This window comes from Paenibacillus oryzisoli (assembly GCF_001653565.1).
Taxonomy (GTDB): Bacteria; Bacillota; Bacilli; order Paenibacillales; family NBRC-103111; genus Paenibacillus_E; species Paenibacillus_E oryzisoli.
In genome coordinates this window covers 173267-195748 of sequence record NZ_LYPB01000090.1, presented here as the reverse complement: position 1 = coordinate 195748, position 22482 = coordinate 173267, and the positions used below count along the sequence as shown (strand labels likewise).

Below are 22482 nucleotides of genomic sequence, written 5' to 3'. Positions count from 1 at the left end.
CCCCTAAACAGCGGATTGGCATACTAGATCTCAAGAGCTACGTAGTAACATTAATCAATACACATCTCAGATCTAAAAGAGATTTACTTTACTGGATTAGGGGCAGCGGTTGTAGATTAGCTAATAGAGCGGAATGCAGTTCCGTATTACTTGCCAGCACATCTTTATCTGTTAAACAATATGCTTTACCTGACATATTGGATACCTTGCCTCCTGCCTCCTGTACCAGTAAAACCCCGGCAGCTATATCCCAAACACTTAGTCCGTATTGCCAGTGGGCAGCGATTTTCCCTGATGCGACGTAAGCCAAGTGAAGGGCTGCAGATCCAAACGAACGAATCGTGCGGCACTGTTCCCCAAACACTTGAATACTCTCTAATACAGCTTTTCGTGCCCGGAGATCACTGGAAAAACCTGTACTTAATATGCATTCGGCAATATTTTCATTACTCGACACAGATATTGGTTTCCCACCGCACCAAGCTCCTTTTCCATCTTCCGCCCAATACAAGATATCCCTCAGGGGATCGTAAATGACACCCAGAGTCAATACTCCATAGCACGCTAACGCAATGGATACAGAAAATCCAGGAAGCCCATGTGCATAATTACTTGTACCGTCAATGGGATCAACAATCCATAAATAAGGCTGTTTTGAGGCACTCTCTAATGTCGAGTGAAGTGCCGATTCGTCTCCATAACTTTCTTCTTCACCAAGAAAAGAATGATCCGGATAACTAGCCATTATATAATCCTTGATCAGTTTTTCTGAGGCTCTATCCACGTCCGTCACGATGTCAAAGCTTGAGCTCTTCTCTTCCGTTATAAAATCAGCTTCAAAGCGAGAACGAATGAGCTTTCCCGCTTCTCTCGCTGCCTTCTTTGCGGTCTCCAACAACACAGAAAGTCCTCCTAATTCAACGTTTAAGTTTATTTGGCAAGTATGACATGCCTAGACTAAGGATCTGACACCATCAATCGTTATCTCTGAGCCAGTCATATAATCCGACAAGTCCGACGCCAGAAATACGGCCAACTTTGCCACTTGTTTGGGTGTACCTCTGCCAAATGGATATTTGCCTTCAGGATATTCAACCGGTACTCCTACTTTCGATAATACCTCGGATCGGATCAGATTATCATTTAGGTGACTATCGATTGCCCCAGGGCAAATAAGGTTCACTCTAATCTTATTGGGGGATAGTTCTGCTGCAGCCATCTTGGCTAACGCATTCATCCCGCTCTTCGAAGCGGCATAAGCAGTCATCCCATAACTGTTAAATACCCGGCTGCCATGTATGGAACTGTTCATAATTATACTTCCGCCTATAGCCTTCATCCATGGGATTGAATACTTCAGCGTCAGGAACGCTCCCGTTAGGTTAATGTCAAGGATTCGCCGCCATTCTTCTTCCGGCATTTGCTCAATAGAAGTCAGAAACCCTACAACCCCTGCATTGGAGAACACGATGTCCAACCCGTTCTTCCATTCTCCAGCCTTATCGATAGCCTGCTTTAAGTGGAAGCTGTCTTGTACATCGGCCTCTATCGCTAATACTTCAGCGCCAATCCCAAGCAACTCTTCTTTAACTTCCAACAAACGATCCAGATCCCGGTCAATAAGGCATATCTTCGCCCCTTGTTCGGCAAAAGCCATTGCTGTTGCTCTTCCGATTCCTGAACCAGCTCCGGTTATCAGCGAGATTTTACCTTGAAGAAGTCCGTTTGCATTTGTCATAGCGGCCATTATTTGTTCCATCTCCCTCTTATAATATAGAAACCCATTTGCTTTCCAGATGGCTCCTGACAATACCCTCGCATAGCATCTGTTCACGCAACCCATCACTAAAATCCGGATAAACCTTAGTACCGATTTTGTGTTCTTTAGAAGTCATTGCTGCATAAATTTCCTTAAACAATTGCTTGAAGGTATCGGGGTATCCTTCATTGTGGCCTCCAGGATAATCGGCATAACGGCGAACCTCCGTATGCAGCAGCGAGGGATCCTTCATGATTACCTGATTGTTTCCATCTCGTCTGCCAACCCACAGGTAGTTGGGATGTTCGGAATCGAAAGCAACGGTCTGCTTCGTACCCGCTATTTCGACATACACCCGGTTCTTTCGGCCGGCATGAATCTGACTGACGGTGAACGAGCCTTTTGCGCCATTATCCAAGCGGAGCAGTACGTTAGCATAATCCTCCGTATCGATTGGAACCTCCCGATACAGGGATGGATCAGAATGTACCACTTTACCGGTATAGGTGTCCATGGCATGCAATGACTTCTTTCGTGTTTTGTGAACCGTTGAAAAATCTGCAATGACTTCGGTAATTTTTAATCCGGTCGTGCTTTCGAGCAAGTCCATCCAATGGGAGCCGACATCTGCAATTGCACGTGATTTCCCCGAAAGGCCCGATTCAACCCGCCAGTTATAGTCCGTATAGAAAAATAACCAGTCTTGCATGTAGGAACCGTTTACCGCATAAATCTCACCTAATTCCCCATGTAGTACCATGGATTTCAACTGCTGAAGCAAGGGATAATAACGTACATTGAAGCATATCGCATGAATCAAACCGCTTTGCAGCGCCAGTTTACTCAATTGCTGAGCTTCGTCAACGCTCATTGCAAGCGGCTTCTCGCAAACCAAATGCTTCCCTGCCAACAAAGCTTTCTTACACATTTCAAAGTGCATGTTATTAGGAGTACAGATATGGACGCTTTCAATTTCGGAATCGTTTAATAATTCATCATAATTCCAATAATACTTGGGTACCCCAAGCTGTTCAGCTTTCTGCTTGGATTTCTCCTGGGTGGAGCCCATAATAGCCGCTACCTCCACGCCATTCAACCGTCTTAGCGCCTCGATATGAACGGTACCGATAAAACCCACCCCCACTACTGCCACTTTAACGGTCATGTACTCCCCCACCCTACGGTTTAGATATATGATTGTTCTGCATTAGATCATCTATTCTACTCGACTGCACATCGGACATGTGCTTATCTGACCAAATAGCCGCCGTCGACAGGGATGACCGTGCCCGTAATGTAACTGGATGCTGGTGACGCCAGGAACACAGCTATGCCCTGCAGATCCTCGGGCGTTCCCCAACGCCCGGCCGGAATGCGTGATGTAACCTGTGGATAACGCACAGCATCGGCATGGAGATCCTTGTTCATGCTTGTATCCATGTACCCCGGTGCAATTGCGTTCACTTGGATTCCATGACCGGCCCATTCGTTGGAGAGAGACTTAGTCAATTGAGCCACGGCCCCCTTGCTGGCGGCATAAGCAGTAGCGTTGAAGCCTCCAATAAAACTAAGCATGGAACCCATATTGATAATCTTTCCGCTCTTTTGTTCCAGCATCAGTTCCCCTGCCATCTTGCATAGATGATAGATTGCATTAATATTAACCTCCATCACTCTCTCCCACGCTTCCAGCGGTAGGTCCAAACAAGATCTACGATCATGGACACCAGCGTTATTGATAAGAATATCCAGCTTTCCTCCAAGCAGCTCCAAAGAATTCGAGAATGCCCGCTCGCGGTCTTTCCTATCTTCCAAATTACCCATTACTGCATAAACTGCCGGGCCGCTCGCCCCCAGTTCCTTAGCCGTAGCTTCCGCATCATCGCTGATATCCAAAATAACAACTTCTGCGCCTGCATGATGTAAACCTGCAGCCATTCCTCTTCCCAACCCACGGCTTGCTCCAGTTACTATCGCCTTTTTTCCCGTTAAATCAAACATGGAACTTCATCTCCTCCTGGTTGTAAACAGTTTCCATTCTAATATCGAGCTACTACTGTCTTCTTGCGTGTGTAGAACTCAACTCCGTCGCGCCCATTAGCGTGCAAGTCACCATAGAAGGACTTCTTATAACCTGAGAATGGGAAGAAGGACATCGGAGCCGGCACACCTACATTTACGCCCAACATTCCTGCATCGATAGTCTCACGGAATTGACGTATTGCCTTAGCACTGTCCGTATAGATGCACGCTCCATTAGCAAAATCGGAACGATTAGCCAGCGCGATAGCCTCCTCCAAAGTCTCTACCCGAGTGACAGAAAGGACGGGAGCAAAGATTTCCTCCTTCCAGATGGCCATATCTGGTGTCACGTTGTCAAAGATTGTCGGGCCTACAAAATACCCCTCTCTATCGGTCTGCTCCGCCAATCGACCATCCAACACCAAATTGGCTCCCTCTTCTTCGCCTCTTTGAACATAAGAGAACGTACGTTCCTTGTGGGCTTGGCGAATCACCGGACCAAGAAACACCTTCTCCTCCAATCCGTTACCGATAACAATCTCTTTTGCAGTTTCCTTCAAGCCTTTAATTAATTGATCGGCAACATCCCCTACAGCAACTACTACGGAAGCAGCCATACAGCGTTCGCCTGCCGAACCGAAAGCAGCATTTGTAATCTCTTTAACTGCAAGTCTAAGATTGGCATCCGGTAAGACAATGGAATGGTTCTTGGCACCGCCGAGCGCTTGCACTCTCTTCCCATGAGCGGCTGCAGTCTTGTACACGTACTCTGCTACCGGTTGCGAACCAACGAAGGAGATTGCGCGTACTCCCTCATTCACCAAAATTTCGTTTACTACCTCTTTACTGCCGTGAACAACGTTAAATACGCCATCAGGCAAACCGGCTTCCGAGAACAACTCTGCAAGCCGGTTTGCTAGTAGGGGCGTTCGCTCAGAGGGTTTTAATACAAAGGTATTTCCGCAAACAATGGCGAGTGGGAACATCCAACATGGAACCATCATTGGAAAATTAAATGGCGTAATCCCTCCTACCACGCCGAGCGGATACCGATACATCCCGGATTCGATACCAGTAGCGATATCAGGAAGTGTGCTTCCCATCATGAGCGTGGGGGCTCCTACGGCAAACTCCACGCATTCGATGCCACGCTGTACTTCACCATAACTTTCCGAGTAGCTCTTGCCATTCTCCAAGGTAATCAAGCGGGCGAGTTCCTCCCAATGATCAACAAGAAGTTGTTGAAATCGGAACATGATCCTTGCCCGCTTCGGGACAGCTACTGTACTCCACTCTTTAAATGCTTCGCCGGCTACCGCCACAGCATGCTGTACATCCTTAGCGGATGACAACGGAACTATAGCTATTCTCTCTCCTGTAGCCGGGTTCGGAACGTCCTCTATAACCCCGCTTTCAGAAGACACCCACCGACCGCCAATATAATTAGATAGCACTTGATTGTTCATAAGATTAGACTCTCTCCTTACATCCTAATAGTTGCAGTTTCCTGCTTGCTGCTTCCTGTACGGCTATCATAGATTCGGCAAACCATTTGATTCGATCGAATTCGGATGGCGACGCATTGATCGTTTCTCTCAAGGTACGACCAAACGACATGCGCAAGGCTGTGCCTATGTTGATTTTACCTACACGGTACTTTATCAGTCGTTTCAGTTGCTCATCTGGCACACCCGTCGCGCCGTGGATAACCAGAGGAATATCAACTTTAGACTGAATACGTTCCATAACCAAAAACATTAAAGGCGGGAATCGTATAATCCTTACCCGCAGCCGCAGAGGTTACTGAGTTCAATCCAACTAACAAGGCAACCGATTCCTTTCGTTAACGATTTATATGTTGAGCAATGACATATTGAACTTCTTGTAATACAGGCATCGCGTCTGAACAGCTGTGGCTGGAGACAACAATCGATGCGGACGCGCTTCCAAGCTCTAAACAACTCGAAAGTGAGAAGCCTTGCATCAGACCATAGATGAGGGCACCTGCAAAAGAGTCCCCCGCACCGAAGGTTTTGACCACCTTCGCCGGAAACACCCCTGCTCGAACCGTTTCCCCTCCAGGAGTAAAGGCGATCGATCCCTCTGAACCGTGCTTTACAACAACGAGTTTCGCTCCGTGGGTGAACCAGCGCTTCGCTGTTTCGATGTCATCCCTATCTTGGCTTTCCGACAGGTTTGGTTCTATGAGGTCAAGCTCCTCACGCCCCCCCAAGATGACATCGCTTTGCATGGCAACCAACCGACAGTAAGTATAAACCTCCGATTTCGATGCCCAAGAGTAGGGCCTGTAATCGATATCGAAGAATACCACCGTTCCATGCTTGCGAGCAAGCTCCAACACCTTAAAGACTGCCTCACGCGAAGGGCTTTTAGCCAGTGCCGTACCCGAAATCAAGACCGCTTTTGAATTGGAAATATACGCCTCACGTACATCATCCGGCTCCAATTTCAAATCAGCTGCATTGTCACGGTACATGAGAATGCTGCACTCGGTAGACGATTTGATTTCTGTGAAGGCAAGCCCTGTCACACTCCCTGACCGGTCAGTAATAACAGATGAAGTGTCAATTTGTTCCTTCTTTAGATACCGGATGATGAACCTGCCGAACTGATCATCTGAAACCCGTCCGATAAATCCCGTTTTAAGTCCCAGCCTTGCAGCCGCTATAGTAATATTTGCAGGTGATCCCCCTACGTACTTAGTGAAACTTAGCGTATCCTCCATCGGTCTATAGATTTCATTTGCATTTAAATCGATGCAAAGCCTGCCAACTCCAATTAAATCTATTGGTCGGTCGGAATGAAATGGTAGAACGGTAGTCAAACGAAACCCCTCCAGTATTGTCTAAACGATTAGATGGCGATGAGCATTAGTTTATTTTTTCTTATCAACATAATTGAACGAAGAGAGCTTCAACTTGGAGCTTTCGCAATCCCCCTAAATCATCATCTAATCGATTAGATGAAAGTTAATATAGAATTTATTCTATGTCTATACTTTAGTTTAAGGGCTTTCTCCATGACGAAATCCTGTAATCGACAATTTATCAGTTTGAAGACTTTAGGTAAGCACCGCACGTTTTACGTACTACCAATTCAACTGGAAGCACTGTATCCATCTTACCGAGTCCGGAGCTTTTATTCATTCGCTCGAATAGGCGCTCCACTGCTTGCTTGCCAAGCTCGTACCTCGGTATACGAATGGTGGAAAGTTGAACATTGCGGGTGGAAGCAAAGAATAAGTCATCAAATCCCATAACCGCAACATCCTCTGGGACTCGCAAGTTGGCGTCCAAAACAGCGTCAAGTGCACTGAGTGCACCCAAATCGCTTAGGTTGATAATGGCCGTAGGACGAACTTTCTCTGGCAATCGCAATAATGCTCCCGCTGCATCGTAGCTCGGTTTGTATTTTGCTTCCCCAGAGACTATCCACTCCTGCAACACACCTAAGTTTGCTTCCGCCATCGCTCGCCGGTATCCCACCATGCGTGAGATATTGACAGAAGAACCATTTACCCCAGTAACGAAGGCAATTCGCTTATGTCCTAATCCGATTAGATGCATAGTTGCCAAATATCCGCCTCCCTCGTTATCGGATACGATTGAATCTATGGGGAGTTCGTCCAGCTTACGGTGAGCCATTACGATCGGATAACCCTGGCTTGCCAGAGACTGCAACACTTCACGATCGAATTCCAGCGCGGTTGTTACTATCATTCCATCCGCTCTTCCCTCACGAAGTTGCCTGGCTGCTTCCTCCAGTGCGCCCGGTTGATCATTGGTATTGGTCATATTAAGAATAAATCCTTTACTGCGTGCTATCTCCTCACACGCCCTAGCTAAATCTGGATAGAACGGATTGGTGATATCGGAAAGCACAAGGCAGATTGTCTTGCTTTCCCGTATACGCAATCCCCTAGCGACCGCATTAGGTACATATTTAAGTTCCTTAATGGCATCAAGTACTCTTTTTCTTTTCTCGGCAGATACATAACGCGTATCGTTCAAAACATATGATACTGTTGCTACGGATACTTTCGCTCGTTCAGCAATGTCTTTAATTGTCGCCATTTTCGTGCTTTCCCACCTATAAAATCGGTTATACTGACCATATCATAAAGAAGCTAAAGGGCAACCAAGACCATAAAACCCTGGTTAGCTAGCCTTCACTTGTACAATTCTCCGCTCTACTGCTGATTCCAGCTTTCAAGCGTAGAACCACCTCGTGCTGCCGGAATAAGCCCAGTAGGATATCCAACATGCCGCTTAAGATGCTTATCTGAACATGGTTTACTTGACGAAGTGACCATATTTGCAAAATGATATAGTTCATTTGACTTGCATAGAAGTTACCTCTCCTTGACTAATTTTCTTACTTGGTTTCTACTAAATATCAGCATTCCGCCAATCACAACTAGAGTGCCTATCCATTGTGCTCCGTTCATGCTTTCTCCTAAAAACAGATAAGCTAAGATAGCTGTAAAAATCGGATTTAAGTTTAGAAAAATTCCAGCTCGCGTACCCCCGACACGATGAACGCCAATATTCCATAGCACCATGGCTAACGCTGTTGCGCCTATACCGATGTAAAGAATGGCACCCCAAAAAGCAGGCGACACTTCAATAAATGTAATGCTCTTCCCTGTAAACGGAAGTAATAGTAAGAATCCAAATATACCCGACCACAACGCACTAGCGATTGGTGTCATATACTTCATCGCATTTCTAGCAATGACCGTATATAATCCCCAGACCGCCACCGCAGCAAGCATTAATAAATCACCTTTATTAAATTGTAGTCCTAGAAATCGATCCCACTCTCCGTGTGTAATAACCAACAACACACCACCTATTGAGACAACCATACCTACAGCTTGTCGCATGGTCAATTTTTCTCCAAGCAACATATAAGATATGCAAGCAATAGCAATGGGATTAAGTGTCGATAATAAACCAATATTGGTAGCTGAGGTACGCTCCAACGCCCAAAACATGAATACAGTAAAAAGTGCGACACCTGTTAATCCCATGCCGATTAAGGCAGGCACAGCTTGACGAACGGGCAATAATCGTCGTTCCATTATCCAAATGTAAGGGATCATAACTACAACAGCGATTCCGTATCGTAACTCAGCCAGTATTATGACGGGTGCATGACCAGCTGTAAATTTCCCTGCAACAAAATTACCCGCCCATAACAAACTTGTCATAACTAATATCCATTCTGACATTACGCTTTACTCCTAAACGAATTTTCACCTGTAATTTCAATGGATCCATATAATTAGAAAGTTCTCTCATAGCAATAACCTTAAAATTATTTTCTAACAAATATTCCATATAGGCTTCAAATGCTTCCCGCTCCATGGAAACCCATGGATGAGCAAGATCAGGGATTCCATGAAAATAAAGAACGGTGATTTTTCCTTCTTTGGCTTGATTCACCATTTTTGCAAACTCATTAATATCCTTTTTTAACGGCGCTTCAAAAGATAGAATACGGAGGTGATGATGTACGGAAGGATCATATACGAATTCTCCTTCTCTCCTAGCCCACTGAAATCCCATCTCATTTAAGACGCTTGGGCTTTCCTCACTTGTAACATTAGCCCGATAGCAGAAGGATGTAGGTACTGGTATATTTCAAAACCAAGGCAATCAACGCATCATCGAAAGTAAGTACGACTAATTAATCAATCCAACCATAAAGGAAAGAATTGTCTCACATACGCTAGCTTTTTCTCTGTCTGGATATCCCCTCCACCCTCATGCCCGTTAAATGGATAAATGACAATATCTTTGTCACTGGTAATTCGGTTATATGTAGCAAAATACATGAGTGGTGGACATGTCTCATCTTTCAAAGCTACCGATGCCAGCACACGGCATCTAATCTTATCCGCCATATTCATCGTGTCAAAATAACTTAAGTTCTCAATAACGAGATGAAGTTGGTCAGGATGCTTCTTCACATATTCAGCTACACTAGCAAACGCACCGTACATCCCACCTACACGCTCTGTTAAATTGCTATTACTAGGGACGTCAACTAGAGCTAACTCAGGTCGGTGGTCAAGTGCTGCAACCGCCATTGCCAAACCACCACCCTGGCTTCCGCCTTCAACTACGATGCGGGAGTCATCAACCTCTGGTTGCATGCAAGCGAAGTCGATTGCCTTCAGGCAATCCATGTAAACATATCGATAATAATATTCATATTTGTTATGAATTCCTTTACTGGCCACATTTAACGAAAACCCGCTTGAATATGCTGCATGATTCCCTGTACGCCCGCCTTGATCGCGACAATCAACAGCTATCACTACAAAACCCATCATGACCCATTTCATATAGCTCGATGGCTCACCACGGCTGCCGCTGAACCCATGATAGTGAATGAGACAAGGATACCGATCTTTCTGCAAGAACGTAGGAACAATCATCCATCCATATATCGGTGTGCTATCCATGCCAGAATATTTAATTTCATATACAGCAACATGATGGATAGGATAGTCAATTCGTGTACGACTCGCCTGTAATGGGTTTTGATGTGCTTCACGAATTGTCGTATGCCAAAAATGATCAAAATCATCCCTTTTGGTTAGTTCTGGATGATAGCTAAATAACTCCTTTGATGCGGTTGTCAAATAGTCCAAACAAAGCCCCCCATTTAAGTATCCTTAATTACACATGAACCATTAACATGCAGATCTTCCGTTTAAAAATACCCGACGAGACCTTTGGGATCATTTAGAATCGCTTTGGCATCTGATCAGCCTGAAAGGTGATAACGCCAACTGGGAAGCTTCAAAACGGTTGTATAGCATGCTGCTTGGCCTGCTTGAATGTACAAGCAAGCCATTAACCAAGGGTGCTTATCCGTCGGGGCATGGGCAAGGACAGCCCAATTCCGAGCTACAAACTGAGGTGAAACTAATCCACGATCATTCAGCACTGGGCCAGCAGCTTGCAGTAGAAGTTCTTTAGCTGTGTTGGCCCAAGCTCCACGACTTCTTCCAGCTTGCAAGGAAGCGGCTACAAGCCTACTTCCGTTGAAATGCCTGCTTTCTGCGCGCCATTCTCAACATAGGAAACAATTCTCATACCTTTTCTCCATGGACACTATATCTGCGTACACGTAAATCCGCCTGCTCTTTATGACCCCAGAAATTTTCAATTTCGCATAATCGCGAGACGTATGAGCCGACCAGATGACTTGCCTCTTCCGTACAGCGCTGATAGGTGCAGGTTTTCAAAAATTTTCCTACCCATAGGCCGCCGGTGTACCTGGAAGCGCTTTTGGTGGGTAATGTATGATTCGTACCGATTGCTTTATCGCCGTAAGCGACGTTCGTTTCAGGTCCGAGAAACAAAGCCCCATAATTTTTCATATTCGCCAGGAAAAAATCCGGGTCTTCCATCAGCACCTCCACGTGCTCATAAGCAAGACGGTCCGCTTCTCGAACAGCTTCCTCCCGGCTTTCCACGACGATTACTGTTCCGTAGTCTCGCCAAGCCACGCCGGCAACGTCAGCGGTCGACAGCTTGAGCAGCTGCTTCTCGATTTCAGTCAACGTCTCCCGAGCGAGAGCCTCAGAGGTCGTGATAAGCACGGCTGGCGATGTCGGCCCGTGCTCAGCCTGCCCGAGCAGATCGGTAGCCACCATCTCCGCGTCGGCCGTGTGATCGGCGATGACGAGCACTTCGGTCGGACCGGCGAACAGGTCGATGCCGACCTTGCCGAATAGCTGGCGCTTTGCCTCAGCAACATAGGCATTGCCGGGGCCAACCAGCATGTCGACGGGCTCGATCGTCTCCGTCCCGAGCGCCATCGCTGCCATTGCTTGAATGCCCCCAAGCACGTAGATCTCGTCTGCGCCTGCGTACGCCATCGCGCAGACCGTTGCCGCTGGGATTTCCCCTTTGATCGGCGGGGTACAGGCGATAACACGCTGGACGCCAGCCACCTTCGCCGTCAAAATGCTCATGTGCGCGGAGGCTACCATCGGATAGCGACCGCCCGGGATATAGCAGCCGACGCTGCTAACGGGAATGTGCTTATGGCCCAGAATGACGCCGGGCAGCGTCTCAACCTCCAGATCGCGCAGCGTTCCCAGCTGTTGCTGTGCAAAATGGCGCACCTGCTGCTGCGCAAAGCGAATATCTTCTTTGACCCTGTCTGGAACACGGGCGATAATCGATTGAATTTGTGCCTCGCTAAGGCGAAAACATTCTGGCGACCACTGATCAAATTGCGCCGACAATTTGCGAACGGCCGCATCTTGATTGACCGCTACATCCTGAATGACGTCTCTAACCGTCTTGTAGACAGCATCCTCCATCATTGTAAATCCAGTTTGAACTTGGCCCTGCTTCACATATTTCGCCATATTGTTCTCCCATTTCTTCTAAGTTTGGTGAATCATTATCGTTTATTTACCCTCCCAGCGGGAAGGCGTGTTCACAAATTCAGGCACATCCGCAACTGCTGCAGCCGTTCTAACGACTGAAGGATGCCCTCCTTGATTTGGAGCTCCATGTCGGCAAGCGACGTCCCCTGATCCGCATTCAAAAACAACTTGGTCATCACAGTACCCGGCCGCGTTTCTCCCTCAAAAATCGCCCCAACACTTGCTCCGCGTTACCATAAACGCTCGCAGTATCCAGACAGGTGATCCCGCCATTCAAGGCGGGAATCACCATACGCGCTGCCATCGCTTCATCCGGCTGACCCCAGCTGATTAGCAATGCCGTAGGGCATGCCAAGCTGAACTGTACCAAGCGTCAGCGGCGAAATCGTTAAGTGCCCCTGCTCTCCATTCGTGTCATTGTGAAACAGTAAAATTATCAAACCTAGAATCACCAAATCGACTCTCGATTCCCACTGCGCCCGTTGGCAACAGGCTATCTGTTCTAGTTAACTCAAGGTTGCCGTTTACATATAGCTTAAGCGTACTGCCTTGAACGACTGCCTTGAACGTATACCACTGTCCCGTTTGGAGTGTAAATGGTTTACTTGTGCCGCCATTACCTGTTCCCGCAACTGTACGGTTAATAACCAAATTACCATTTTTATAGCCTAGTAAATAAAAATTCTTATTATCCGTAAACCTTACACGAATACCTACATCAGGTGAATTTGTCGACGACCAACTGTTTACTTTCACCCGCGTCTCTACGGTGTAATCGGACCACGATCCCTCTCCAATCTTAGAGGAATTATCAAACGTGGTACTAGATTTGTAGACGCGACCACCATCATACACTGTACTCCAAGTCCCTGAAACGACAGTCCAATCGGCGGCGCCATTCTCAAAATCGGTGAAATACAAAAAGTTTGGCGTTGTAACTGCAGATGCACTACTGGAAGCAGATTCATTTTCACTATCATCGACTGCTTTGATTGTATAAGAATAGCTCGTTAGAGAAGCAATTGATGAATCTGTATACGTGAGGTTGCTCGTTGTGCCTATTTGAACCCCGTTCCGATATACCTGATAACCATTCATCAAACGATCGTCTGTTGAAGACGACCACGTCAGCACGACTGATTTCCCCTCCATTTTTGTTATTAAGCTTGTAGGAGTGGAAGGTGGTGTTAGGTCCGGTGCAAGTGTGGTCACGCAGGCGCCACCGCCGCCGGACTCGTTATTAGCAGCATCATAGGCAAGAACATAATAAAAGTAATCTGTCGATGCCGTTAATCCGGTGTCCGTATAACTCATTCCTACCGTGGTTCCGACAGATGCACAGTCGCGAAAAATGGTGTAATGATCAACGCCGATATCATCAGTTGCCGCATTCCAACCAAGTGAAACTGTGCTTTCGGACATTGGTTCCGCTGTTAAACCAGAAGGTGCAGTCGGTGGTGTGGTATCTGAAGCCGCACCTACATGAGAAGTAAGCAACAACAGGGACATTGCCACCGAAATCACATTCAGTAGACGAAAGCGCAGCATCGAATTCCTTCGTTTCCTTGCTATCATTTATGCAACACATCCTTTTCGCCTCTTATTGGGTTACTGTAAATTCGTCGAACCTCGAATCACCGAAGCGGCTATCAATTCCCACTTTACCGGATGTTAGAACGCTATTTGTTGCCGTCAATTCCAAATTTCCATTTACATACAGCTTCAGTGTTGTCCCCTGCACCACAGCTTTGAACGTATACCAAACGCCATTTTCAAAAGTAAATGGCTTGCTTGCCATTCCGCCATAATTTTGACCTCCAACTCTTCGGAAAATGGTCAAGTTTCCGTTCTTATAACCGAAAAAATAATAGTTGTTTACATCAGTAAACCGTGCCCGTATACCAACATTCGGCGAATTTGTGGATGACCAATTGTTCACCTTTACTTTCGTTTCCACGGTATAGTCCGTCCAAGATGTACTTCCAATTGCGGCAGAGTTGTCGAAAGTGGTACTAGACTTATACACGTTGCTACCGTCATTAACAACATTCCAAGTTCCAGAAGTCACAGTCCAGTCAGAAGCACCATTCTCAAAATTGGCGTAGACTAGGAAGTTCGGTGTTGTGATTTCAAACGGCATGCTTGATCCAGATAAGCTATTCCTTATATCAAATGCTTTCACTGTATACGAATACGACGTAGTTGAGTTGATATTAAAATCTCTGTAGGTAGTATCCGTTACCGTTGCGATTTCCGTTCCATTACGGAATACTTTATATCCTGTTACCCCGTTGTCATCAGTTGATGAATTCCAGGATAGCGCAACAGATTTGCCCGATATTCCACCGGCTAAATTACCTGGTATACTTGGAGGTAAGTCAGTGATCTGCGTATTTATACAGCGTCCGAGTCCTCCAGATGCATTACCATTGTAATCATAAGCCACAACCGAATAGAAGTAGCGGGATGATGCAGTTAAGCCTGTGTCCGTAAATGATGTACCGAGGGAAGTACCGATCGATGCACAGTTTCTATACACCTGATAATGGCTGACTCCAATATTATCAGTTGAAGCGTCCCAGTTGAGATTTACAGAATAACTTGCTGTCGAAACAGCACTTAATCCATGTGGTGCCGTCGGAGCGTTTGTATCGGGTAACATCGTTCCGCTTACCACAACGGATAAATCGTTCTGAGTCAGATCTAAGTTAACCGATATTTTACCCACACTATCCGAAGTCACTGGTTGTGATGTGCCGTTACTCCATTGCAAGGTGTAGATTGTATTTGGAACTAATCCTGTAACCTCCATTTGGCTGGACGTAATGGTAGTCATTTGAGGATTTTCTGCCCACAGCTTAAACCCGCCCGTCATGTTTTCATACCGTACATTCAGCGGCTGACTGAAAACGAGCCTTTGATTAGGAAGCGTCAATGCAGTCCCTTGAATCATCATCGCATTTTCGATAGTGGTACCGTTCTTTGTGACTACGAGGGATTTTGCATCGGCCTTAGCATCCGTCGTTGTAAGCGTTCCTGTGCCTACCTCTCTAAATCCAATCCAGTCTGTTTTCCCGCCATCACGGGTTACAACCAACTTCGTACCTTCTGAATCTTTCGTTATTTGAGGTTTCACATCGAGTGAACGGCCATTTATATTCGGATAAAATAACCCCAAAAAGTTCGCTTTTTCTGAAGGTACTGTGTTGCTAACGTTCAAATTCGTACCCATTTCCACCTTAGATGCAGGAGATAATACGGCTTGAAGATTATCAGGCTGAAGCATGAACAATTGCATGCTGTCCGAACCTTGTGTGATGGTATAGCCGCTGTTTGCATCACCAGTCCAAGTACCTTTGTTATTAAATAGGAACTGGTAGTTTCTTGCACCATTCGCTGAAAGCAAATCGTCGTATACAATGACATACTCGCTGTCGACGAGCATCACATTTCGATCCATACGACTCATGTCAACATATGATTTATGCAAGTCGCCCGTCGTAAAGCCATATCCCGGTGTTCCAAAAAACTCGCTGATTTGGGCGACATCTCTCATATCGGAGTACGGCTGAAAGTAAGCGATATTCCCTTCCCCTCTCTGACCAGCTCCGTCGACTAGCAACGTATTAATATCTTTCGTCCATCTGTCAATCTTGTCATAGGGTGGATACTCTCCCCAATGTTTATCGCCAAAATCAATACTGAAATGACCGGCATCCGGGCGATCGTGTCCTATGTTAATATAAGTTCCATTAGGGCTGATGTGATCACGCCATTCATTTAATTTGTGACCTCCTGGTGGCCCGCTCTTCAACGTTACACTCAGATCGTCCGTTTCCCAACCACTTCGGAAATTCGCCATTTCCAGATCAGGGAAATAGGCCCACTGATTCTGCGATGTTGTATCAGGGACGAGCGTGTCATCGTAATACAGGAAGTCCCATACATGCCAGGAGTAAGAAATTGGATCGACAGCATAGGCAGCCAGAGCCATTGCCTGCAGCTTGGCATCTTGATATTGGGAAGCGAGCTTGAATAGGAAGTTATTAAAATATCCTCGACCATTATAGTCATCTGCATAGCGAGCAAGTGTCGTATATCCTGGGCCGTATAAGTATGTCTTAAACTGCCCCATATTGTGTACAGATGCGGTCCACAGAGAGGAGTTATTTGTAACGGACGCATAGGACGCAATTGCACGAACGACATGTTCATCTCCATAAGACATATAATGCGGACTTTCGTGTTGGGAACCATCAGGCGCGATCTGAGCAACAAGTGTTTGCAGCTCCTGCTCTGCAAAACTATACATCGTTGCAACTTCCGAATCTCCGATATCGCCTAAGATCGCACTTGTGCCAACCAAAAGACCTTCGATACGGAAATGGCGATGATTGTTTTGATAATCACTTTTCCAGTAGGCCAGCGTGCCTGATAAATGATTGAAAAACTCGTCGTACAGCTTCTTCGACTGCTGCTTCAGCTTCGCCGCAATTTGCGAGCGTTCAGCTTCACTGAAGGCATCGTAAGCCCAGTCATAGGCATACCCTATGCCAATTAATCCGGTAGCATTAGCTGCTGAACCACCATAATCGGTGTTTTCATCGCCCCACTGCGGCCGGTTAATCAAATCGAGCACATAGGTACGCAGCTTGTTTTTATAGGCAGTGTTTTGAGTTACTTTATAAGCCATCGCTAACGTCGGTAACCGAAAGGACACATTCTCCCAGTTATTATCGTTTCCAACAGCCGAAGAAAACCAATTTATCGTATCAGGCGCGTTGTTCGCTTGTGTCAGCATAGTGCTATAGAACCCTTGATATCCAGAAGCCGTTGTTCTACGCTGTAGCTCAGCCGACATGCCCGGATTTACAATCAGCCTTGGGTGTACGCCAATCAAGTTTGAACGGAATGAGGTATTATTCGTGAAAGGTGCTGTCGTAATTGATCCTGCACTGCTAGGGGCTGAATAATTTCCAGACGCATCAAAAGCTTTTACCGTATAGCTATATAAGTTGCCTGGTACGATTTGATTATCTATGAAAGTAAGCGACGAATTGACCGCAATCACAGTACCGTTGCGCAGAAGTTCATATCCCGCAACTACGTCGTTATCCGTTGAGCTATTCCAAGACACCGTTACCTGTCCTGGCACTGTCTCTGTTGCTGTAACGCCTGTTGGTACACTCGGTGCAGTCGTATCCGATGACAATGCAGCTGCTTGGATCGCCACATCATCGAAGCTTACAGCTCCATACGCGGTAATGAGTCCCATTGGCCCAACAGTAAACGTTGTATCGACAGCCGACAATTGTTCATTTCCGTTGACCAGCAAACGTAATCGAGAATGATCCGTTACTGCTTGGAGTGTATACCAAGTTCCGCTAGTAAGTGTAAATGGCATACTGGCTAATACGGTTATGGCACCTCCAACTTTCTTTTTAATGTTCAGAACACCCAAATCGTATGTGAAGAGATAGTAGTTGTTCGTGTCCTTGTAACGGGTCATCAAGCCAACCGTCTGAAAACTTGTTGAGCCCCAGCTTTCTACTTTAAACTTCGTTTCTGCCGTATAGTTATCCCATGTACTGGACCCGTGCAGCGTTCGGGCAATCGAATCGCTCGCAGACGTTCGCAATGCTTTCGTTCCGTCGTTCATTACGCTCCAACTGCCGTTAACAAGCGTCCAATAATGAGAATCACCTTGCTCAAAATTGTCGGTAAAAGGTAATCCTACTGTATTCGCTGATGCGGTTGTCACCGTTGTCACAGCCACAGCCGAGCTAAAAGCTGAGAAGTTATTTGAAGCGTCAATCGTCCTCACGGTATATTGATATGTCGTACCTTGAGCCACTTGTGTGTCTGTAAAATAACGATTAGATGTATTAGCCAGCAGGATGCCATCACGATATACACCATAACCAGCCACTGCATCATTGTCAGTTGCGGCATTCCAGTCTATATCGACACGGCCAAATGCTGTCTCCCGGGCTGCCACACCTGTCGGAACACTCGGAACTGTCCCATCCGAGGAAGGCGCTGTAGCCGCTATAGAGATATTATCAAAGCTGACATTCCCATATGCGGTGATAAGTGCAGCAGGCCCTGCTGAGAAGGTCAAATCCACTGTGGACAGCACTTCAACCCCATCCATCATCAATTTAAGGCGAGAATGATCACTCACAGCCTCGATTATATGCCATGAGCCAATAGTAAGGGGAAAAGGTGTGCTCGCCAGTACGCTGATGACACCACCTGCCTTTTTCTTGATATTCAGTACGCCTAGGTCATACGTGAACAAATAATAATTATTAGTATCGATATACCGGGTCAACAAACCGACCGTTTGAAATTGGGTCGAGCCCCAACTGTTAACCTTGAAGTCGGCCGAAACTGAATAATTATCCCATGTTGGATCACCATATACACTTCGTGCAATGGAATCAGTTGCTACTGTCTGATAAACCTTTGAGCCATCATTCGTGATTGCCCATGTGCCGTTCACAACAGACCAATCTGCGGCAGTTCCGCTTTCAAAGTTTTCACTATAGGGCAATGCGGCTTCCGCGTGAGCTTTCTCAGACGTTAGGCTTGGAAAAACAGGTACTAGTGTGAACAGTAATAAGGCAATCAGAAATCGAGAAACGATTGTTTTGCTAGATCTCTTTCCTATCAAATGCAACACTTCCTTTCCCTCTTAAAAGTTTGGACCATGCATTCCACCACTTTACCAATAGAAATAATGGGTTTTTATGATCACCTCCTTACAGAGTAAAGGCAATTAGCAGTACCTAAGTGTAATTTTCCGTAGTCACTACCCTTTGACTGAACCGATGAGCATGCCTTTGACGAAATACTTTTGCAAATAGGGATAGACGAGCAGAATTGGCACCATACTGACTACCACGGCCGCCATCTTAATGCTTTCCGGCGACGATGCCATATCACTTAATCCAGGTTGATTCGCAAGTGATTCCTCTTTAAGCATCCCATTTAGCACGACCTGCAAGACTCGTTTTTTCTGATCATGAATGTAGATGATGCCTGGCAGATATTCATTCCACCTGGCTACCGCGTAAATCAAGCCAATCGTAGCATTAACGGCTCCCGACAAAGGTAATATGATGCGCAATAGAATGAACAAATCATTAGCGCCGTCCATTTTTGCCGATTCGATCAATTCAGTGGGAATTCCCTTAAAGAACTTAATCATAATCAGCATGTTGTAAACACTAACGGCCGACGGCAACATTAACGCCCACAGTGTGTCAACCAGATGCAATTGCTTGATGACGAGGTAGGTAGGAATCAAACCGCCATGAAACAACATTGTAAAAAAAATAATTGAAAAAATAGGACTGCGCCAACGCAAACTGCTTTTAGCCAGCGGGTAGGCACAACCGATTGTAAGCACCATGCTTATTAGTGTCCCGATAATCGTGACGATCAACGTATTTCTAAAACCAACGTACAGGAACTTCTGGGAAAGCACGTATTTGTATGTCGATAATGAAAAATGCTCGGGATATAGATTCAACTTGTTGACAGAAGCATGTGTCGGATCGCTTAAGGAGAACATCAACACATACCAGAAAGGATATAACATAATCAGGCCAAGAAGTACAAAACCGATATTGAGGACGAGTGGGTATAGACGACGATTACGATGCCGTTTCATCTAGCTCAACCCCTCTTCCCCGAATAACTTGCTCACCCATTGCGCTGCAAGTACGAGAATTAGCGCAATAACAGAATTAAACACGCCGACTGCAGTAGCAAAGCTGTAGTTCCCTTGCTGCAGACCGTATTTAAAAACAAATGTGTCCAAAACTTCGCTGACTTCTGCTACAGCAGAGTTCTGCATGACTAATATTTGCTCAAAACCAGCTCCCATCAAGAAGCCGATACGCAAAATAAGAAGCAAAACAATGACATTTCGTATAGATGGAAGCGTGATGTGCCACGTTTGCTTCCATTTGCCCGCTCCATCCATGATAGCCGCCTCATAAAGCGAGGGATCCACCTGTGTCAACGCCGCCAAATAGATAATCGTGCCCCATCCAAGATCCTTCCAAATATCAGAGGCAACAAGTATGCTTCGAAACAGATCTTGGTCAATAAGCAAATTGCGCGGTTCTTGGCCAAACCATTCATAAACGAGTGCAACGACGCCATTGTTCGGAGATAAAATGGCCAAAATAAATCCTGAAATGACAACCCACGAAATAAAATGAGGTAAATATAAAATCGTTTGGATCGCTCGCTTAAAGAAACGGTTGCCTAACTCATTCAGCAATAGTGCAACTATGATCGGTGCTGGGAAACCGAATATAATTTTATATACACTGATTAGAATTGTATTTCGGAAGATATTCCAAAAATCCGAGTATTGAAAGACATCCTGGAAATTTTTCCATCCAACCCAATCGCTTTGCCATATCCCCTGAAAAATATCATAGTCTTTAAAAGCAATTACGATGCCATATAGAGGAGCATATTTAAAAATAAGGAAATACAATAATCCTGGCAACAGCATTAGATACAAATATTTATCGTTTCTCAGATCGTGAAGGACAGTTTTATTCTTCCAGATGGTTTTTTTCCTCTCAGTTACTTGCGTTGTTTCCATGATGCACCCCTCTCCGTTGTCCGGTCTGGCGAAGAGCGGAATTCAAACGATCTTCCGCTCTTTCCAGTACTCCGTAACAAACTCGTCTATTTTTTTGTTTTTGCCAGGTAAGCGTCATTCATAGCTTTGGTGTAGTCGGTGCCACCCCGTTTGTAATATTCCGTTACAAAGTCTTTGTATAAGTCATCGATTGGACCATCATTCAAGATCATTTTCGTAAACTGGAGAGAAGTAAACTGGCTAAGCTCCGTCGCTTTCGAGTTGTCTTCGATAACCAGTCCGTCAGCAGGATTACGATAACCGATCGTGTGAGCGAATTTATACAACTCTTGGAAACGCTGTGAGGTGTGGTTATACATGAAATTGAATGCAAGTTTTAACTGTCCAATGCCTGCTGCCTTTATTTCCTCGTCCTTGATCAGCGGCTTCACAATATTGTTATCCATGGTGTAATCCTTGCCTTTTTCACCGTAATTCTCATACATATTTCCTTCATCCGATGTCAAGAAATCAAGTACTCGAATCGCAGCATCAATGTTTTTAGAGTCCTTTGTAATCGCCGTTTTGAGCCAACCGCGTTGCGTTAGCATACGGTAGCCAATGCCATTTTGTTGTGGTCCCTTGAGAATCCCGCCTTCAACGAATTCAGCATTTGGATTGTTTTGCTTGAGCGGTGTGTAGTAATTGTTAATATTGGATGTATCCATTAAAAAATACCGGTAGACCGGTGCACCGACGGTACCTTTTATGACTTTGTCCTTAAATCTAGCCGCATTGTCAGTGATGAATTCGGGATCAATCATTTTTTCCTTGTACATTTTATTTAAAAATTTGAGCGCATCCAGTGCCCCAGGCGCCACTGCCCCTGGAACAAGCTTACCGTCTTGCAGAATCCAGTTCCCTGGTAACGTTCCAAATGCACTGAAGACCATATCCATGGACGCTAAATCAACATTGCCGCCGGCCGTATAGGCGCTTAGCGCATACGTATCCTTTTTACCGTTACCGTCCGGATCCTTGTTTGTGAACGCATCGGCTACAGCGTAATACTCATCCAATGTTGTTGGCACCTTCAATCCAACTTTATCCAGCCAGTCTTTGCGATAGATAGGGATATTGTCGATCGCGCTGCCGCGAATTGGAATCGTATACACATTGTTATCGCTGTGCTTCATAATGTCCCATAGGCCGCCATCGCCAAATTTTTTAAGATTAGGCGCTTTATCGAAATAGTTATTAAGGGGAAGCAACACATTTGATTTGGTCAGCTTCATCTCTAGCGTATCCGTACTCAACTGGATGATATCCGGTTTGTCGCCAGAAGCCAGCATAACTTGCAGCTTATTCTCAAGATCCCCGCTAGGAATAACTGTGATGTCTAATTTTGTGTTGGTCTTCTCCTCAATATAATGAGTCGTTTTGTTGTCTAAAGTGACACCCGGATACGTCTCGAGAACTGCCATTTTTAGTGTTACAGTCGGCTGTTTTGTTGCCGCAGCTGATGCTGTGGATGCAGCTGATGGTGAAGAAGAAGTGTCGTTATTGGATGAGCAGCCAGTGATCATAGCCAAGGTTAGAACCGATGCAACGGTAAGGCTCTGTACTTTCTTATTGGACATTTAAATAACCTCCTAT

The 22482-nt window shown here is 45.7% G+C and carries 21 protein-coding genes; all 21 read right to left on the bottom strand.

The features are described from left to right. Positions 1-88 precede the first annotated feature (88 nt). A complete protein-coding gene (locus tag A8708_RS30135; RefSeq protein WP_239696901.1) occupies positions 89-898 on the bottom strand; it encodes an inositol monophosphatase family protein in 810 nt (269 codons plus the stop codon). Between the two features lie 54 nt (positions 899-952). Beyond that, positions 953-1759 carry an SDR family NAD(P)-dependent oxidoreductase gene (locus A8708_RS30130; protein ID WP_239696900.1) on the bottom strand — a complete coding sequence of 269 codons (807 nt, stop codon included), beginning with the start codon at positions 1757-1759 and terminating at the stop codon, positions 953-955. Between the two features lie 7 nt (positions 1760-1766). Beyond that, positions 1767-2924: a Gfo/Idh/MocA family protein gene (locus tag A8708_RS30125; RefSeq protein ID WP_068669973.1), complete on the bottom strand. Its 1158-nt coding sequence runs from the start codon at positions 2922-2924 to the stop codon at positions 1767-1769. A gap of 83 nt (positions 2925-3007) precedes the next feature. Then, positions 3008-3760: an SDR family NAD(P)-dependent oxidoreductase gene (locus A8708_RS30120; protein ID WP_068669971.1), complete on the bottom strand. Its 753-nt coding sequence runs from the start codon at positions 3758-3760 to the stop codon at positions 3008-3010. 38 nt (positions 3761-3798) lie between these two features. Continuing rightward, positions 3799-5247, bottom strand: a complete 1449-nt coding sequence (locus A8708_RS30115) for a CoA-acylating methylmalonate-semialdehyde dehydrogenase (RefSeq protein ID WP_068669969.1) — start codon at positions 5245-5247, stop codon at positions 3799-3801. 4 nt (positions 5248-5251) lie between these two features. After that, the gene (locus A8708_RS30110) at positions 5252-5533 is read right to left on the bottom strand and encodes a class II fructose-bisphosphate aldolase (RefSeq protein ID WP_204787675.1); all 282 of its coding nucleotides are present in this window, start codon (positions 5531-5533) and stop codon (positions 5252-5254) included. A gap of 91 nt (positions 5534-5624) precedes the next feature. Then, positions 5625-6626 (bottom strand): 5-dehydro-2-deoxygluconokinase, encoded by a 1002-nt coding sequence (iolC, locus tag A8708_RS30105; protein WP_068669965.1) that lies wholly within the window; start codon positions 6624-6626, stop codon positions 5625-5627. 223 nt (positions 6627-6849) lie between these two features. Continuing rightward, positions 6850-7875: a LacI family DNA-binding transcriptional regulator gene (locus tag A8708_RS30100; RefSeq protein ID WP_068669963.1), complete on the bottom strand. Its 1026-nt coding sequence runs from the start codon at positions 7873-7875 to the stop codon at positions 6850-6852. 88 nt (positions 7876-7963) lie between these two features. Next, positions 7964-8137 carry a hypothetical protein gene (locus A8708_RS36255; RefSeq protein WP_204787674.1) on the bottom strand — a complete coding sequence of 58 codons (174 nt, stop codon included), beginning with the start codon at positions 8135-8137 and terminating at the stop codon, positions 7964-7966. Positions 8138-8153: 16 nt separating this feature from the next. Continuing rightward, entirely contained in the window at positions 8154-9035 is an 882-nt protein-coding gene (locus A8708_RS30095) for a DMT family transporter (RefSeq protein WP_068669961.1), read from the bottom strand. Beyond that, a complete protein-coding gene (locus A8708_RS30090; RefSeq protein ID WP_068669959.1) occupies positions 8989-9372 on the bottom strand; it encodes a hypothetical protein in 384 nt (127 codons plus the stop codon). Before A8708_RS30090 ends, A8708_RS30095 begins: the two co-directional genes overlap by 47 nt. Before the next feature lie 125 nt (positions 9373-9497). Next, positions 9498-10463: an acetylxylan esterase gene (locus A8708_RS30085; RefSeq protein ID WP_068669957.1), complete on the bottom strand. Its 966-nt coding sequence runs from the start codon at positions 10461-10463 to the stop codon at positions 9498-9500. Positions 10464-10579: 116 nt separating this feature from the next. Next, positions 10580-10834, bottom strand: coding sequence for a hypothetical protein (locus tag A8708_RS35690; protein ID WP_157265123.1), 255 nt, complete (start codon positions 10832-10834; stop codon positions 10580-10582). Between the two features lie 73 nt (positions 10835-10907). After that, positions 10908-12197 (bottom strand): histidinol dehydrogenase, encoded by a 1290-nt coding sequence (hisD, locus tag A8708_RS30080; protein ID WP_068669954.1) that lies wholly within the window; start codon positions 12195-12197, stop codon positions 10908-10910. A 71-nt stretch (positions 12198-12268) separates the two neighbouring features. Further along, on the bottom strand, positions 12269-12394 hold the full coding sequence (locus A8708_RS36915) for a hypothetical protein (RefSeq protein ID WP_275667944.1): 126 nt from the start codon (positions 12392-12394) through the stop codon (positions 12269-12271). Continuing rightward, a complete protein-coding gene (locus A8708_RS30075) occupies positions 12394-12555 on the bottom strand; it encodes an aldo/keto reductase (protein ID WP_204787673.1) in 162 nt (53 codons plus the stop codon). Before A8708_RS30075 ends, A8708_RS36915 begins: the two co-directional genes overlap by 1 nt. A 77-nt stretch (positions 12556-12632) precedes the next feature. Further along, on the bottom strand, positions 12633-13793 hold the full coding sequence (locus tag A8708_RS30070; protein ID WP_068669950.1) for a fibronectin type III domain-containing protein: 1161 nt from the start codon (positions 13791-13793) through the stop codon (positions 12633-12635). A 25-nt stretch (positions 13794-13818) separates the two neighbouring features. After that, positions 13819-18903 (bottom strand): family 16 glycoside hydrolase, encoded by a 5085-nt coding sequence (locus tag A8708_RS30065; RefSeq protein ID WP_068669948.1) that lies wholly within the window; start codon positions 18901-18903, stop codon positions 13819-13821. A gap of 129 nt (positions 18904-19032) precedes the next feature. Next, positions 19033-19896, bottom strand: coding sequence for a carbohydrate ABC transporter permease (locus A8708_RS30060; protein WP_068669946.1), 864 nt, complete (start codon positions 19894-19896; stop codon positions 19033-19035). Next, on the bottom strand, positions 19897-20847 hold the full coding sequence (locus tag A8708_RS30055; protein WP_068669944.1) for an ABC transporter permease: 951 nt from the start codon (positions 20845-20847) through the stop codon (positions 19897-19899). A gap of 86 nt (positions 20848-20933) precedes the next feature. Beyond that, positions 20934-22466 carry an extracellular solute-binding protein gene (locus A8708_RS30050; RefSeq protein ID WP_068669942.1) on the bottom strand — a complete coding sequence of 511 codons (1533 nt, stop codon included), beginning with the start codon at positions 22464-22466 and terminating at the stop codon, positions 20934-20936. Between the last annotated feature and the right edge of the window lie 16 nt (positions 22467-22482).